This window comes from Vibrio campbellii CAIM 519 = NBRC 15631 = ATCC 25920 (assembly GCF_002163755.1).
Classification (GTDB): Bacteria; Pseudomonadota; Gammaproteobacteria; order Enterobacterales; family Vibrionaceae; genus Vibrio; species Vibrio campbellii.
The window spans coordinates 1,095,154-1,110,464 of the sequence record NZ_CP015863.1; the positions used below are offsets into that span (position 1 = coordinate 1,095,154).

A 15,311-nucleotide genomic window follows, 5' to 3' on the forward strand; every position below is an offset into this window, starting at 1 on the left:
TACCCATGGCGGAAGAAACCATCTTTAGCAAAATTATTCGCAAAGAAATCCCAGCAGATGTCCTTTACCAAGATGATTTAGTAACGGCATTTCGTGATATCAATCCGCGTGCGCCAAGCCATATCCTTATCATTCCGAACAAACTGATCCCGACAACCAATGACGTGGAAGTGGAAGATGAGGCAATGATGGGCCGTATGTTCACGGTTGCGAAGAAGCTCGCTAAAGAAGAAGGCATTGCAGAAGACGGTTACCGTTTGATTGTAAACTGTAACTCACATGGCGGTCAGGAAGTCTATCATATTCATATGCACCTAGTGGGTGGTCGTCCTTTAGGCCCTATGGTATTGAGTTAATCTTTTAGGAGTGGGTGAGGTGATTCATCCACTTCTTCCTTCCTTGAACAACACATTTGTGGAGATAAATGTGAAACATGGTGTGAAGCTATTCGGATTGATGAGCTGGGTCCTGCTTGCTACAGGATGTGCAAACTTATCCGCTGGCAATCTGTTCAGTCATTATAGCGACCAAAATAAAGAAGTTTATCAAGCTGTGGTTGCAGGCGAATATGCCAAAGCTGAGCAACTGCAATCGAGTGATGTCGGTGGCGAAATACTTGGCAACTTTGAACAAGGCCGAATCTCGTTTCTAGCGCAAGACTACCCAACCAGCCTGAGTTCACTTGAAGACAGCGATCGTGCAGTACGCAAACAACAAGATCGCGCTACCATTTCTGTTACGGAAACGGCGACCAGTGTAGGTTCTCTTGCCGTTAACGACAATTTAAATGAATACCAACCTGCCGACTATGAACTCGGCTTTTTGCATTTGTACCTTGGTCTGAACTACCTACAAAAAAATGACCTTGAGGGGGCGCTGGTTGAAATGCGCCGTGCAAACCAAGTTCAAGAAGCGGCAAAGAAAGCACGTGAAAAGGAACTAAACCAAGCAGAGAAGGATCTTAAGAAGCAAGGTATGTCAGCGAACTTAGGTAGCGTGTTAGCCAACTACCCAGACGCAGGCAAAAAGCTGAGCTCTGTACAAAATAGTTACTTATTCTACCTTTCTGGGTTGCTGTATGAAGCGTCACGAGATTTGAACAGTGCGTATGTAGACTATCGTCGTGCACTTGCAGTGATGCCAGATAACAAGCAAGTGATTGAAAGCACCATGTATGCCGCGAAAAAGCTCGGAATGCGTCAAGATCTTAGGATGCTAGAGAAGCGCTACGGCAAAGCACCATCAGGGCTGAGTAAGTCGCAAGGTCGCGTGATTGTGATTGATGAGCAAGGCGTGGTGGAAGCGCTACAAGATTGGCGTATTGATTTGCCAATCTATGACAGCCGAGGTGATGGCGCGATCTACTCGCTCGCTCTGCCTTATTATCCGAAGCGCGGAACACAACGTTTTGGTGATGTTGCGTTGAATGGTAAAAAGCTACCTTCGAGCACATTGGCCGATGTGAATGCCATGGCGCAAAACGATTTGCACGAGCGTTTAACTACGATTGTGATTCGTCAGGCAATTCGTGTTTGGGCTAAAGACAGAATTCGAAAAGAAGCGGCGAAGGGTGATGATGTCGGCAACATTCTTTTCAACGTGTGGAATACACTAACTGAACAACCTGATACCAGAAGTTGGCAGACACTTCCGGGCACGGTGAAAACGGCATCGAAAGTCGTCAAGCCGGGTCAGCAGAGTCTGAACGTTGGTGATCAGGTGTATCAATTCGAAGTGCCAGCACAGCAAACAACGTTGGTTTGGGTTTCTCGTCAGGGAACACATTCTACGGTGTGGCATAAACAGCTAGGGAGGTTGTAATGAGAGCATGGCTTATAGGTTTGGCAGTGATAGTAGGTTTAGCAGGTTGTGCAGATAACACTGCGGGAATCCGAATCGATGGCCAAACGCAAAAGGTTTTCTTCCACGATAACGTCATGGGTAGTCGCCTGTTGGTAGACAACATTACCACGACTTATGTGGATGACCGTCCACGCGGTGTTGTTCAACTGAGCAGTAATTACAAAGGCGATCAAGAGATTCTTTATCGTTTTTACTGGTATGACAATACTGGATTAGAAGTGAATACCAAACCAGGTCCATGGCGCAAAATGATTGTGCGTGGATTTGAACAAGTGACTTTGTCTGAAGTGACAGTGAGCCCGAATGGGACTCAATTCCGTGTACAAATTCGCGAAGCACAAGATAACTAACCCAAGCTTTGGGATACATATTTTTTAGGTAGCTATGCTGCTTTCCCAAGATGGAGACATCTCGGGACGAAACACAAACTAAGGAACTCTCATGAAAAAAAGTATTATTGCTCTTTTAGGTCTTGCCGTCATTCTGGGTGGTTGTTCAAACAAAGTCTCTTACGGTGATGCGCAAGCGACTGAAACCACAACGATCGATTTCGGTTCGACGGATCTACAAAAAATTGCTGGCGAAATGGTCGACAGCATGATGATGTCAGGTTCAGTGGCAGCAATTACTCGTGACCAACGTCCTATCGTGTTTGTTGAGCGTATCAAGAACAAGACAAGCGAACATATTGATACGGAATCAATCACAGACACTATCTCTACTAAGATGCTGAACTCTGGCAAGTTCCGTTTCGTAGATATGGACCGTGTTGAGTCTGTTCGTGAGCAACTTAACTTCCAAAACACTGACGAGCTAGTGAACCAAAGCACGGCAATCCAATTCGGTAAAATGGTCGGTGCGCAATACATGCTTTACGGAAACCTTTCTAGCATCGTGAAAAATGCAGGTAGTGACAAAGACGTTTACTACAAAATGACGATGCGTCTAATGGATCTAGAAACAGGTCTGATTGAATGGGCGGATGAAACAGAAATCCGCAAAGAGCAATCTAAGAGCCTATTTGGTCTTTAATTGATTCTTTTTGGTCATATGACCTTGAGTGGAGAAGTCATTCATGGCGTGGTTTTCTTGGCAACAAGCGAAACAATTAGACCCGAGTTTAAATACTCTTGATGGCTTCTTTACTTCGCCACCAGTGAAGGTTCAAACCGTCACTGGTGGATTGACCAATCGCTGTTGGCGGTTGGAATCATCTGAGGGCCTTGCTTACGTCTGGCGACCGACCAGTAATGTATGCAATGCCTTTGCTATATCTCGCCACAATGAATATCAAGTTCTCAACGCGATTGCTTCGCTCAATTTAGGCCCGAAGCCCGTGTTTGTTCACGAGCAAGGTTTATTGGTGGAGTGGGTGCTGGGTGAAACTCTCACCAAATCGGGAATTGATATTGAAGAGTTACTGCCAATAGCGGCTACGATCCACGAGTATTCAGCAACGTCGATTCCATTAGTGCCATTCTCTTATCTCTCACGTATCGATCATTATTGGTTAGAGCTGGGGGGCAAGTACGTAGGCACTGAGTTTGAGATGTTGTATCGCAAGTGGCGTTCTGAACCAAGCGTAGACCAAATCCCAGCAGCACTGTGTCATTTTGACCTTGGTTGTTACAACTTAGTGCGCGGCCAAGACGGTGTGAAAGTCATTGATTGGGAATACGCAGGCTTAGCGGACCCAAGACTTGATCTCACCCTTATTTTGCAACTGGCTGACGTACCAATTGAAGATGGCGTCGTCAGGTATTGCCAAGTTCGTCAAATTGAAGACGTGGATTTGTGGCTAGAAGGCGTTCAAGCTTGGATGCCAAGAACTCGAATGATGGCAATGCTATGGTATTTAGTCGCCTACAAATTGTGGGATGATGAACAATACTTAGACAGTGCTCGCGAGTTTAAAGACTTATTATGTATGGAAGATCACTGTTTTGATAACTCATGACTTTTTCCTCTTTAACCATAAGGAAATAGTGGTAGTTTAAAGTGAAGTACCAGCAAGTCACAGGGAGAGGTACACATGATTATTTACTTGCACGGCTTTGATAGTACAAGCCCAGGTAACCACGAAAAAGTTCTTCAATTGCAGTTCATCGATGATGACGTTCGTTTCATCAACTACAGCACACTTCATCCTAAGCATGACATGCAGCACTTATTGAAAGAAGTGTCTAAGGTCATCGACCAAGCGAACGATCCAAATCCACTGATTTGTGGTGTGGGTCTTGGGGCATACTGGTCAGAGCGAATCGGTTTTCTTTGCGGCATCAAACAAGTGATGTTCAACCCGAATTTGCATCCAGAGAAGACGATGGCAGGGCGTATTGATCGTCCAGAAGAGTACGAAGATATTGCCACCAAATGTGTTGAGCAGTTCCGTACGAAAAACCAAGATCGCTGTTTGGTTGTTTTGTCGAAAGCAGATGAAATTCACGACAACTCAAAAACTGCAGCAGAATTGGATAAACACTACCAAATCATTTGGGATGAAACTCAAACGCATAAATTCAAGAAAATCTCTCACCACTTGCAAGCGATGAAGGCATTCAAAAACGCTTAATTTGCCCCAGAGCAAATGATTTAACTATCTTTAAACGGCACTTTTCGAAGTGCCGTTTTTGTTTCTGGCTTTGCCCAACTTGATAATAATAATTCTGTAGAAATTTACATTTTGTAGCTATTTATTATCTTGATTTATTGTTTTAACCTTTTGTGGCACGAAAACGATACCGTTAAGCAGATGAAAATTAGCCAATCCGTATCTAGAGTAAGGATTTTTGTTGCCATCAAAAGATAGCCCTATATAATGATCTTCGTAAAAATAATTTGATAAATATCAAAAAAAATTGAGAGCGAGTAAGAAACTTGCCCATTTTTTGTCTGAGATCGCGTGTTTCAGACCAAGAAACCGATGCACATCAACAAGAAAATGAAATAAGAAGCAAAAACAAGATGGTATCGGCGTTTATCCAAAAGTGAGCTCACCTCTAGAGGTCAAAGAATTCATCGGTTGGATGTATGACCGCAGAGCACTGTGAGTCAGCATCGAGCTGAACCCATATATTCATTTTTGTAGAGGATAACATTGTGACACGCATTATCGTTGTAGGCGGCGGTGCTGGTGGCCTTGAGTTGGCAACCAAACTGGGCCGCACTCTGGGTCGTAAGAACCGTGCGCAAATTACACTGGTAGACCGTAAAGCGAGCCACTTGTGGAAACCATTGTTGCACGAAGTAGCAACAGGTTCTTTGGACGAAGGTGTGGATGCACTGAGCTACCGTGCTCACGCAAAAAACCACAGCTTTGACTTCCAAATGGGCAGCCTTCAAGACATCGATCGTGAACGTAAAGTGATCATTCTAAGTGAGCTTAAAGACGAGCACGGCGAACTTCTTATGCCAAGCCGTGAACTAGAATACGATATTCTTGTGATGGCAATTGGTTCTACATCTAACGATTTCAACACTCCTGGTGTTCGTGACAACTGTATCTTCCTAGATAGCCCAGAACAGGCACACCGTTTCCGTAGTGAAATGAACAACGAGTTCCTAAAACTGCACGCGAAAAACGGTAATGGCACGGTAGATATCGCGATTGTTGGTGCGGGTGCGACTGGTGTTGAGCTCTCTGCTGAGCTTCACAACGCGGTGAAAGAGCTGCATACTTACGGCTTTGGCGACCTAGATTCTAGCAAGCTAAACGTAAACCTAGTTGAAGCGGGCGAACGTATTCTTCCTGCGCTTCCTCCACGTATTTCTTCTGCTGCACACCAAGAGCTGGTTAAGTTGGGTGTCAACGTACGCACAGCGACCATGGTAACGCAGGCGGATAAAGACGGTCTGACGACGAAAGACGGTGAGAAGATCCCTGCGCAAATCATGGTATGGGCAGCGGGTATCAAAGCGCCTGACTTCATTAAAGACATCGCAGGTCTAGAGACGAATCGTATTAACCAGCTTGTAGTGAAAAACACGCTACAAACCACACGTGATGACGACATCTTCGTTATTGGTGATCTAGCACAATGTACTCAGCCTGATGGCTCTTTTGTTCCGCCACGAGCTCAAGCTGCGCACCAAATGGCTAGCCAAGCATTTACTAACATCGTTGCTAAGCTAAATGGTCGTGAACTGAAAGCTTACGACTACAAAGACCACGGTTCTCTGGTTTCTCTAAGCCGCTTCTCTACGGTTGGTAGCTTGATGGGTAACCTAACCAAAGGTTCGATGATGGTTGAAGGTCGTATCGCTCGTGTGGTTTACATTTCGCTATACCGCATGCACCAAATGGCGCTGCATGGCGTGATTAAGACAGGCCTGATGATGCTGGTTGGCCGTATCAACCGCGTACTGCGTCCGAACTTGAAGCTGCACTAATATTTGATGATTTGGCTCTTTAAGCTGATTTGGTTGAGAGCGAAACAAAGGTCAAAACAGAAGCCACCGCATGTCGGTGGCTTTTTTCATTCTAAGTCACTAGGAAGCAGTGAATACACTACGCCATCCTTTGGCTTGCCATGGAAGATAAAACGGTTTCTGGCAATGGCTTCTTTTTGTGCGCCAACGGATTCAATTAATGCCTGACTGGTGGTGTTATCTGGATCGCAGACAATTTCCACGCGAGTTAAATTGAGTTTGGCAAAGCAGAACTCTGCCAGTGAGCGAATCGATTCTTGTGCATAACCTTTGCGCTGATAGCGATCGGCAACCCAATAACCAATGCTTGCCATATTGAAGGTATGGTAAAGCTCATTAACCGCCGCCATGCCTACGAGACTGTTGCTCTCACGCTCGTAAACGCCAAAACCAAACGCCTCGGTTTTGACCCAATTTAAGCGAGTTGCTAACAAGAAATCTTGAGCGTCTTTTAACGTAACGTCTTCATCGCACCAATCTAGCCATTGATGCAGAGAAGGGGACTCGACTAGGAGTCGCTGCAAGGTGTGAGCGTGTTCTGAAGGAATCAGTCGCAGCGCTAAACGAGGGGTGATGATTTCAAAATCTGGACTCATGAATTGATACAACTTCCATGTGAGACTCTAGATAAAACAAAGCGCAGCCAGTGCTGCGCTTTTATGTTGAGGTGGCTCTTATCGAACTCGACGAACTTGAATGATCATACCCATCAATGGGTTGTCTAGGTAGTGGGTTTCGCCACTGCGCATACGACGCTTTTGATCCATTCGGAAGCTCTTCAAAAACTTCTCTTCGGTCACGGTTGGGGTGACTTCCGCTAAGTTGCCAACTTGTACGTTGCCATCGACTTCGCCAAATTCATCAGATAGCTGTTCAGAAGGCTGTGACGCTAGGTGGACTTCACGCACGCTTGGTTCACGAATATCGATGGTTGTTTCAGCAAACAAGTAGTGCTGAACATAGATTTGTAACTTACCGTCTAGTTCGTACAGTGGGCCATTCACGCTCTCTTCACTGTAGCCATCGGTTGATAGTGATGTGCTGCTGCCGACAGGGCTGCCATCTGCATTGTAAGAGCCAGAGAAGTCTCTGCCACCATCCATACGGAAGATTGGTGCACTGGCTTTACCACGGTCACCTTGACGCCATGCCACGTGTTTTAGCACTTTAAAGCCTGCGTGGTTGTTCAGCGCAGCTTCTTGCGCGTTCAATCGGTAAGAAGAACGTGGTAGAAGCGTAACGCCTTTTGACTGGCGGTAAGAATCGCTTTGTAAGCTGCCGACGTTACTCATTTCAATAGTTGGCAGTTCATTTGGCCATGATTCACTGGTATTTTCAGCGTTGACTGCTCGCTTGAAAATAATTACTTCAATATCAAATTGACGCGCAGCCCAAGATGGCATTGAGACACAAAGAAGCAATAATGGGATCAGTATTCTCATTCGACTATTAGCTCGTTGGTAATAAATTCTGTTTAAAATCATTCAGTAAGTCTTGAACAAACTGGATGCGTTTACGTCGGTCCGTCAATGGTACGCTAAACTTGAACTTAGTTGGACCTTCCATTGCAAATTTTTGCGGCTGTGATTGCAGGAGTTTAACCAAATACGCTGGATTAATGTCAGCATCAGGGTAAAACTCGATGAATCCGCCCTTATCATGCGCCTCAATTTTCTTCGCTTTGATACTTCCTGCCCCAATTTTCAATTCTGAGACAGATAGGAGGTTCTTGGTTGCATCTGGTAAAACACCAAATCGGTCAATCAGTTCCACTTTCAGTTCAGACAAACCTTCGTTATCTGTCACGCTTGCAATGCGTTTGTACATCGATAGACGCGTGTTCACATCTGGAATGTAGTCATCCGGCAATAGCGCTGGGATACGCATCTCAATTTCAGTTTGTTCGCGAAGCAGATCATCCAATGATGGCTCTTTACCTTCTTTCAATGCTTCGACCGCTTGTTCAAGCATCTCCATATATAGTGTAAAGCCAACAGATTGAATTTGACCACTTTGTTCGTCACCTAATAGCTCACCCGCACCACGAATCTCAAGATCGTGCGTGGCCAGTGTGAAGCCTGCACCGAGATCTTCCAGCGAAGCGATCGCATCAAGACGCTTAATCGCATCTTTGGTGATGGCTTTTGGATGTGGCGTCAGTAAGTAAGCGTAAGCTTGGTGGTGTGAACGACCAACGCGGCCACGAAGCTGGTGCAACTGCGCTAAACCGAGGTTATCGGCACGATCCATAATGATGGTGTTGGCCGTCGGAACGTCGATACCTGTCTCGATGATGGTGGTACACACCAGCAGATTGAAACGCTGGTGGTAGAAATCGTTCATGATGCGCTCTAGTTCGCGTTCACGCATTTGACCATGAGCAACGGTCACGCGCGCTTCAGGAATCAGCTTTTGTAGGTCTTCAGCGGTTTTTTCAATGGTTTCTACTTGGTTGTGTAGGAAATAAACCTGACCACCACGCATGATTTCACGCAGTACGGCTTCGCGTACCACAGAGTCTTCACGTTGACGCACAAAGGTCTTGATAGCTAGGCGACGCGCAGGCGGTGTTGCGATGATCGACAAGTCGCGCATGCCACTCATTGCCATATTCAATGTACGAGGAATAGGGGTTGCTGTCAGCGTTAGGATGTCGACATCAGCACGCATCGCTTTCACTTTTTCTTTTTGGCGTACACCGAAGCGGTGTTCTTCATCGACAATCAACAAGCCAAGATCTTTGAATTTTATGTCGCTTGAAAGTAGCTTGTGAGTACCTACGACAATATCCACTTTGCCATCGGCGACGTCTTGAAGAATGACTTTTTGCTCTTTTGCCGATTTAAAACGTGAAAGTACTTCAACGCGAATTGGTAAGTTGGCAAAGCGATCACGGAAGTTTTCAAAGTGCTGCTGAGCAAGTAGAGTGGTTGGCACCAATACCGCGACCTGCTTACTGTTGTCTGTAGCAACAAACGCAGCGCGCATCGCCACTTCTGTTTTACCAAAGCCCACATCACCACATACGAGACGGTCCATGGCTTTTGCTTGGCACATATCGGATAGAACCGCATTAATAGCAGTCGACTGATCATCGGTTTCTTCAAACGGGAAGGTGGCTTTAAATGTGGCGTATTGACCACGGTCCAGCTCAAACTTGTAGCCCGGTTTCAATTCACGCTTAGCGTAAACATCAAGTAGCTCTGCCGCGACGTCGCGTACTTTCTCAGCGGCTTTACGACGAGCCTTCGCCCATGCTTCACCACCCAGTTTATGCAGCGGCGCGCTCTCTTCGGCACCACCAGAGTAGCGGCTGATTAGGTTTAATGAAGAGACGGGAACGTAAAGTTTGGCATCATTTTGATACTCAAGGGTTACGTATTCCGTTTTCATGCCGCCAGCCTCAAGAGTCTGTAAGCCAATATAGCGACCGATACCGTGATCGATGTGCACAACGGGCTGACCTGGCTTAAGTTCAGCTAGGTGACGAATAACGGTGTCACTGTTTACCGCTTTCTTGTCTTTGCGGCGACGTTGAATCACACGATCGCCCAGCAGATCGCTTTCACAGATCAGGGCGAAGTTCAGGTCATCGTGAATAAAGCCATGTTCTGCTGCACCTAAGATCAAACTGAAACGATCGCTAGAATCCAGTGCTTGGTAGAGTGAACCATGCACGACAGGACGCACTTTAATGCCTTGCAGCAGCTCTGTTAGCGCTTCGCGGCGGCCTTCCGATTCCACAGAGAAAATGATTTTACCCGTGAATTGTTCACTGAATTGACGTAAACGCGCTAACGGCTCTTTGTTCTGCTGTTGAACACCAAGCTCGGCTAGAGATTGAACTGCGAGATTCTGGCGACCAGCACGCTTAACGATTTTCTCTAAGTTCAACTGCGCCTGTGGCAGTTGTTTGAAGTGAGTAAATAGTTCGTCTTTTTTCAACCACAATTCATGTGGTGCTAACAACGGACGCATCGGATCGATTTTCTTTTGATCGTAGCGGTAATCTACGTCATTCAAGAACGTATCCACTGCGGCTTCAATATCACCGTATGTGATCAGTTGAGAGTCTTCTGGCAGGTAGTCAAACAGTGTTTCGGTATGGTCGAAGAACAGTGGTTGCCAGTACTCGATACCTGCCGGCCAAGTACCTTTGGTGACTTGCATGTAAATCGACTCGGGCTCGCGGCGAGCTTCAAACTGAGAACGCCAGCGAGTACGGAAATCTTCAATTGCCGCTTTGGTTGTCGGGAACTCATGCGCTGGTAGCAATTGGATTTGCTGAATGTCTTCGATCGAACGTTGATTTTCTGGGTCGAAGGTACGGATGGTGTCGATCTCGTCATCGAAGAAATCAATGCGGTATGGATCTGAGCTGCCCATTGGGAACAGGTCAAGGATCGACCCTCGGCTCGCGTATTCACCCGGACCAAACACTTGATCAACGTGACGGTAGCCTGAGTTCTCTAGCTGCACACGAAGCTTATCTAGTGAGAATTGGTCGCCCGTCTTCACCATCAAAGTGTGTTGCAATAAGAAATCACGCGGAGACTGGCGCTGCAATACTGTACTTACTGGCACAATCGTTACGCCGTTACTTTGAGTCGGCAATTGGTATAAGCGTGCAATACGGTCTGAGATGATCTCTTGGTGCGGAGAAAAGTTGTCGTAAGGCAGTGTTTCCCAATCTGGAAATAGGCTGACTGGCTGATCGGTAAACTGTTCAATTTCCGCTTGCAGCTTGAGTGCGATTTGTGGATCTGGCACTACAAGCAAAGAGTGACTTGAATGCTGTTTGGCTAGCTCAGCGATTGCCATTGCCAATGCTGCACCAGGTAGGTTGCCAAGTTGTTTTTTGTCGCCACGCTCAGATGGATTCGTGACGGAAAGAATTGTTGCTTTTGTCATGATAGTTATTTTAGGAGCATGAGGGTTATTTGTTTTCTCGCTCTAGTGAGCGCTGACGGAGTAATTTTTGCTGTTGGTATAGCGCGGCTTTGATTAATAAATCTTGGTCAGCTTCTCGAAGCAGTTTGTACTTGAGTGTAACCACATAACCTTGCTCTGATTGTTCGCACTCTACTGCCTGAGCGTAGCAGTAAATTGCTGCGGCAGGATTATCTAAGAAGAGTTTCACTCGAACCAGTTGGTCTTTTTCTACGGCAGAAGCGCTACGATAGCTCAGTTGGCTTGCACCGAATTGCGTGGTTTGAAAGCGCAGTGCAATATCATCTTGTTGAGAGAGCATAAAACTCAGCAGTAAGTTGAGTTTTGAGTTTTGGGTATCCAGCAAGCTGATGACGTGTTTCAACTCTTTATTTTGCAGTTCCAGTCTCGCGTTATCCGCTAACATATCTAAGTGACTGAACTCACTTGCGACGATGAACGGTGCTGGAATTTCAGATACAAAAGTGGCCTCATCTGGTAGAGCAAAGTCCGTCCCTAACGTTTCGACGTTAATCGTCAGATTGTGGTGCACGGTGAAGTATTCTTGCTCTGTCATAATTTGGTCCTTTTCTGCCATCGAGCGCTCTCATTTCATTGAAGAATGAGTAGGATAAGGGAGTGATTATCGCTAATCAGGGTAAGTTATCAAGTTTACCTGTTTTTATGGCTGAACTTTTTGCAGTAAATGGGGACTTATTGCATGTCGTTGACAAATTTAGCGATTATCTTGTCTTCTTCATAGTAAGAGTAAGGTAAGATAACCGCTATTAATTAGCTAAGTATTGGCTCCATTATTAGAAAACCAGTTGGTTTGTCCTATATGTATCATCTTATCTCTTTGTTTATTGGCTTGAGGTATCTTCGGGGACGCTCCGGGGATAGATTCAGTCGATTCGTTTCTTACATGTCGACCGCAGGTATCACGATTGGTGTGATGGCGTTGGTGACAGTACTGTCTGTGATGAATGGCTTTGAAGCTCAGCTTAAAGAGCGCATTTTAGGTGTGCTTCCTCATGCTGTCGTTTCTCAGCATGATGGCAAAACGCCAATGAGCGAGACGGCGCCCCAATTCATTCAAAACATGTCGACCATCGCTAAGCCAGAGCCGATTGTGCGTGGTGAAGCGGTGATCCAAAGTTCCGCGCAGCTAACCGCTGGTTACTTGATTGGTATCGAGCCTAAACTTGGCGATCCTATTTCTAATCACTTGATCGCAGGTCGCTTATCTTCGCTACAAGCGGGTGAATATAAGGTTTTCCTTGGTCACAGCTTGGCGCGCTCTCTTAAAGTGTCGATGGGTGACAAAGTCCGCTTAATGGTGACCAATGCGACGCAATTTACCCCATTAGGTCGAATCCCAAGTCAACGTAACTTCACTGTGGCGGGTATCTTTAATACCGGCTCAGATGTGGATGGTCAGCTTATGATCGTCAACATGACTGACGCTTCTAAATTGATGCGTTTACCGAAAGATACGGTATCCGGTTGGCGTGTGTTCTTCTCTGACCCGTTCATGGTGACGGAATTTGCAGATAAGCCAATGCCGGAAGGTTGGCAATGGAGTGACTGGCGTGAGCAGCGTGGTGAGCTTTTCCAAGCTGTAAAAATGGAAAAGAACATGATGGGCTTGATGCTGGGTCTGATTGTTGGCTTAGCAGCATTTAATATTATTTCTGCGTTGATCATGGTGGTGATGGAGAAGCAATCGGAAGTCGCGATTCTCAAAACTCAAGGCATGAAGCAATCTCAAGTGATGGCGATTTTCATGGTGCAGGGCGCGAGTAGTGGTGTGATTGGTGCGATTGTTGGTGGCGCGGTCGGCGTTGCTCTATCGCTCAATCTCAATGCTATTCTGGAAGCGGCAGGCGTTGCCTTGTTTAGCTTTGGTGGTCACTTGCCAATCGTGATTGATTCATTCCAAATTTTATTAGTGGTAGTGCTGGCGATTGCTCTGAGTCTAGCTGCAACTGTTTACCCGTCTTACCGAGCATCTTCTGTTAAACCTGCTGAGGCACTTCGCTATGAATAAGCTATTAGAATGTCGTGATATTCGTAAAGTCTACCGAGAAGGCTCGTTAGATACGGAAGTGTTGAAAGGCGTGAGTTTTGATATCGACAAAGGGGAATTGGTCTCTATTGTTGGCTCATCTGGCTCAGGTAAGAGTACGCTGCTTCACATCCTTGGCGCTTTAGATGATGCATCTCAAGGTGAAGTGGAGTTTCTAGGGCAGAACTTGTCTGCGCTAAGTTCAAATAAACAAGCGGCACTACGAAACAAACACCTTGGTTTTGTCTATCAGTTCCATCACCTATTGGCTGACTTTACCGCAGTAGAAAACGTTGCGATGCCATTGTTGATTGGTGGCACAAAAGTAGCGGATGCGAAAGCGGAAGCAAAAGCTCTACTTGATAAAGTTGGCCTAGGACACCGCATGGACCACCGTCCTTCGGAGCTATCAGGTGGTGAGCGCCAACGTGTTGCGATTGCGCGTGCTTTGGTCAACAAGCCTGACTTGGTTTTGGCTGATGAGCCTACAGGTAACCTAGACCACAACACGGCATTGGCGATTTACGACTTAATGCGAGAGCTAAACCAGGAGTCAAACATCGCTTTCTTGGTGGTGACCCACGATAACGAGTTAGCTGCAAAAATGGATCGTCAAATGCACATGCAAGATGGTTTGCTGGTGGATCGCTTTACGACTCAAACAGCGGCAGCGGAGGGCTAATTTTGTTTTCATCTTTAGCATTGATGATCGGTGGCCGTTTTAGTCGCGCGAAAAAGCGTAACAAGATGGTGTCGTTCATTTCTCTCTCTTCCACTATTGGTATTGCGGTTGGTGTTGCGGTGATCATTATAGGTCTATCCGCTATGAACGGCTTTGAGCGTGAGCTGCAATCGCGCGTACTTTCTGTGATACCGCATGGTGAGTTAGAAGGGGTGAATGGACCGCTGCATAACTTCACCAAAACCATGAACCAAGCCTTGAGTCATGAACACGTCGTCGCAGCGGCGCCTTATGTCCGATTTACGGGATTGGCAGAAAAGGGCAGCAAGCTTAAGGCGATTGAAGTACGTGGTGTGGATCCTGCTTTTGAACAAGCGGTGTCGAGCATGTCGGAATTCATTGATCCAAAAGCATGGCAGAACTTCTATGCGGGCCAACAGCAAGTCATTTTGGGGCGTGGTGTAGCGAATGAACTTAACGTCGATGTGGGTGACTACATTACATTGATGATTCCGCAAACCGGAAGTACCAATAAGGTTCAAGCGCCGAAACGAGTTCGCGTGAAGGTGGCTGGATTCCTAACACTCAATGGTCAAATCGATCACTCATTGGCTTTGGTGCCGCTGAAAGACGCTCAGGCTTATGCGCGCTTAGGTGATGGCGTAACAGGTATTTCGCTCAAGACCGATGATGTGTTAAACGCACCTTCCATTGTGCGTGAAGTGGGCAATCTGATTGATGTGTATGTTTACCTGAAAAGCTGGCAACAACAGTTCGGCTTCTTGTATCGTGATATTCAGCTCGTTCGTACCATTATGTACTTGGTGATGGTCTTGGTTATCGGTGTCGCGTGTTTCAACATTGTGTCGACACTGATGATGGCGGTGAAAGATCGTGCTGCCGAGATTGCGATTCTTCGTACTATGGGTGCAAAGGATGGTTTGATTAAACGTATCTTTGTGTGGCAAGGCGTCTTCTCTGGCGTATTCGGCAGCCTTGCTGGCAGTGTCGTTGGCGTTCTTGTCGCTCTTAACCTCACACCGATTATTAAGGGGCTGGAAGCCTTAATTGGTCACCAATTCCTTTCGGGGGATATCTATTTTGTCGACTTCTTGCCATCGCAGTTACACTGGCCTGATGTCGCTTTAGTTTCCATTACAGCGATTGTTCTGAGCTTGCTAGCAACTTGGTATCCCGCATCTCGTGCAGCGAAACTTAACCCAGCTGCGGTATTGAGTTCAAAGTAGTGGATAGAACTGAACTTAGCGAAGCGCTGGTCACTCACTGACACAAAAAAGGACCGAATCTCGGTCCTTTCTTTTATCTGCAATCTAACTATCT

At 46.3% G+C, this 15,311-nt stretch carries 14 protein-coding genes; 10 read left to right on the forward strand and 4 right to left on the reverse strand.

Annotated elements, in window-relative coordinates; all coding sequences use genetic code 11:
• The first annotated feature begins 5 nt into the window (after positions 1 to 5).
• The 7 genes from hinT to A8140_RS05305 all read left to right on the forward strand — a co-directional run bounded on the left by hinT (position 6) and on the right by A8140_RS05305 (position 6,252).
• Positions 6 to 356: a purine nucleoside phosphoramidase gene (gene hinT, locus A8140_RS05275; RefSeq protein WP_005431651.1), complete on the forward strand. Its 351-nt coding sequence runs from the start codon at positions 6 to 8 to the stop codon at positions 354 to 356.
• A gap of 70 nt (positions 357 to 426) precedes the next feature.
• Positions 427 to 1,821, forward strand: coding sequence for a COG3014 family protein (locus A8140_RS05280; RefSeq protein ID WP_005532014.1), 1,395 nt, complete (start codon positions 427 to 429; stop codon positions 1,819 to 1,821).
• Positions 1,821 to 2,213 (forward strand): YcfL family putative periplasmic lipoprotein, encoded by a 393-nt coding sequence (locus A8140_RS05285; RefSeq protein ID WP_005532013.1) that lies wholly within the window; start codon positions 1,821 to 1,823, stop codon positions 2,211 to 2,213. The genes A8140_RS05280 and A8140_RS05285 overlap by 1 nt, the downstream gene beginning before the upstream one ends.
• Before the next feature lie 91 nt (positions 2,214 to 2,304).
• The gene (gene lpoB / locus A8140_RS05290) at positions 2,305 to 2,895 is read left to right on the forward strand and encodes a penicillin-binding protein activator LpoB (protein WP_005431666.1); all 591 of its coding nucleotides are present in this window, start codon (positions 2,305 to 2,307) and stop codon (positions 2,893 to 2,895) included.
• A gap of 43 nt (positions 2,896 to 2,938) precedes the next feature.
• Positions 2,939 to 3,820, forward strand: coding sequence for a thiamine kinase (thiK, locus tag A8140_RS05295; RefSeq protein ID WP_005532010.1), 882 nt, complete (start codon positions 2,939 to 2,941; stop codon positions 3,818 to 3,820).
• A gap of 75 nt (positions 3,821 to 3,895) precedes the next feature.
• Positions 3,896 to 4,435: an alpha/beta hydrolase YcfP gene (gene ycfP, locus A8140_RS05300; RefSeq protein ID WP_005532009.1), complete on the forward strand. Its 540-nt coding sequence runs from the start codon at positions 3,896 to 3,898 to the stop codon at positions 4,433 to 4,435.
• A gap of 527 nt (positions 4,436 to 4,962) precedes the next feature.
• Positions 4,963 to 6,252 (forward strand): NAD(P)/FAD-dependent oxidoreductase, encoded by a 1,290-nt coding sequence (locus A8140_RS05305; protein ID WP_005532007.1) that lies wholly within the window; start codon positions 4,963 to 4,965, stop codon positions 6,250 to 6,252.
• Positions 6,253 to 6,338: 86 nt separating this feature from the next.
• Here the strand turns inward: A8140_RS05305 and A8140_RS05310 are convergent, their stop codons facing one another.
• The 4 genes from A8140_RS05310 to A8140_RS05325 all read right to left on the reverse strand — a co-directional run bounded on the left by A8140_RS05310 (position 6,339) and on the right by A8140_RS05325 (position 11,797).
• Positions 6,339 to 6,887 carry a GNAT family N-acetyltransferase gene (locus A8140_RS05310; RefSeq protein WP_005532005.1) on the reverse strand — a complete coding sequence of 183 codons (549 nt, stop codon included), beginning with the start codon at positions 6,885 to 6,887 and terminating at the stop codon, positions 6,339 to 6,341.
• Between the two features lie 78 nt (positions 6,888 to 6,965).
• Positions 6,966 to 7,733 (reverse strand): peptidoglycan binding protein CsiV, encoded by a 768-nt coding sequence (locus A8140_RS05315; protein ID WP_005532003.1) that lies wholly within the window; start codon positions 7,731 to 7,733, stop codon positions 6,966 to 6,968.
• Between the two features lie 7 nt (positions 7,734 to 7,740).
• Positions 7,741 to 11,202: a transcription-repair coupling factor gene (gene mfd, locus A8140_RS05320; protein ID WP_005532000.1), complete on the reverse strand. Its 3,462-nt coding sequence runs from the start codon at positions 11,200 to 11,202 to the stop codon at positions 7,741 to 7,743.
• Positions 11,203 to 11,227: 25 nt separating this feature from the next.
• The gene (locus A8140_RS05325) at positions 11,228 to 11,797 is read right to left on the reverse strand and encodes a hypothetical protein (RefSeq protein ID WP_038863259.1); all 570 of its coding nucleotides are present in this window, start codon (positions 11,795 to 11,797) and stop codon (positions 11,228 to 11,230) included.
• Positions 11,798 to 12,061: 264 nt separating this feature from the next.
• Here A8140_RS05325 and lolC point away from each other — a divergent pair, with 264 nt between their 5' ends.
• The 3 genes from lolC to lolE are packed head-to-tail and all read left to right on the forward strand — an operon-like array spanning position 12,062 to position 15,217.
• On the forward strand, positions 12,062 to 13,270 hold the full coding sequence (lolC, locus tag A8140_RS05330) for a lipoprotein-releasing ABC transporter permease subunit LolC (protein WP_005531996.1): 1,209 nt from the start codon (positions 12,062 to 12,064) through the stop codon (positions 13,268 to 13,270).
• Positions 13,263 to 13,970, forward strand: a complete 708-nt coding sequence (gene lolD, locus A8140_RS05335; RefSeq protein ID WP_005531994.1) for a lipoprotein-releasing ABC transporter ATP-binding protein LolD — start codon at positions 13,263 to 13,265, stop codon at positions 13,968 to 13,970. Before lolC ends, lolD begins: the two co-directional genes overlap by 8 nt.
• A 2-nt stretch (positions 13,971 to 13,972) precedes the next feature.
• The gene (lolE, locus tag A8140_RS05340) at positions 13,973 to 15,217 is read left to right on the forward strand and encodes a lipoprotein-releasing ABC transporter permease subunit LolE (RefSeq protein WP_005531990.1); all 1,245 of its coding nucleotides are present in this window, start codon (positions 13,973 to 13,975) and stop codon (positions 15,215 to 15,217) included.
• Positions 15,218 to 15,311: the final 94 nt, after the last annotated feature.

Coding starts and splice junctions, on each gene's coding strand:
- hinT (WP_005431651.1), top strand. CDS start 6: ATGGCGGAAGAAACCATCTTTAGCAAAATTATTCGCAAAGAAATCCCA.
- A8140_RS05285 (WP_005532013.1), top strand. CDS start 1,821: ATGAGAGCATGGCTTATAGGTTTGGCAGTGATAGTAGGTTTAGCAGGT.
- lpoB (WP_005431666.1), top strand. CDS start 2,305: ATGAAAAAAAGTATTATTGCTCTTTTAGGTCTTGCCGTCATTCTGGGT.
- thiK (WP_005532010.1), top strand. CDS start 2,939: ATGGCGTGGTTTTCTTGGCAACAAGCGAAACAATTAGACCCGAGTTTA.
- ycfP (WP_005532009.1), top strand. CDS start 3,896: ATGATTATTTACTTGCACGGCTTTGATAGTACAAGCCCAGGTAACCAC.
- A8140_RS05310 (WP_005532005.1), bottom strand. CDS start 6,887: ATGAGTCCAGATTTTGAAATCATCACCCCTCGTTTAGCGCTGCGACTG.
- A8140_RS05315 (WP_005532003.1), bottom strand. CDS start 7,733: ATGAGAATACTGATCCCATTATTGCTTCTTTGTGTCTCAATGCCATCT.
- mfd (WP_005532000.1), bottom strand. CDS start 11,202: ATGACAAAAGCAACAATTCTTTCCGTCACGAATCCATCTGAGCGTGGC.
- A8140_RS05325 (WP_038863259.1), bottom strand. CDS start 11,797: ATGACAGAGCAAGAATACTTCACCGTGCACCACAATCTGACGATTAAC.
- lolC (WP_005531996.1), top strand. CDS start 12,062: ATGTATCATCTTATCTCTTTGTTTATTGGCTTGAGGTATCTTCGGGGA.
- lolD (WP_005531994.1), top strand. CDS start 13,263: ATGAATAAGCTATTAGAATGTCGTGATATTCGTAAAGTCTACCGAGAA.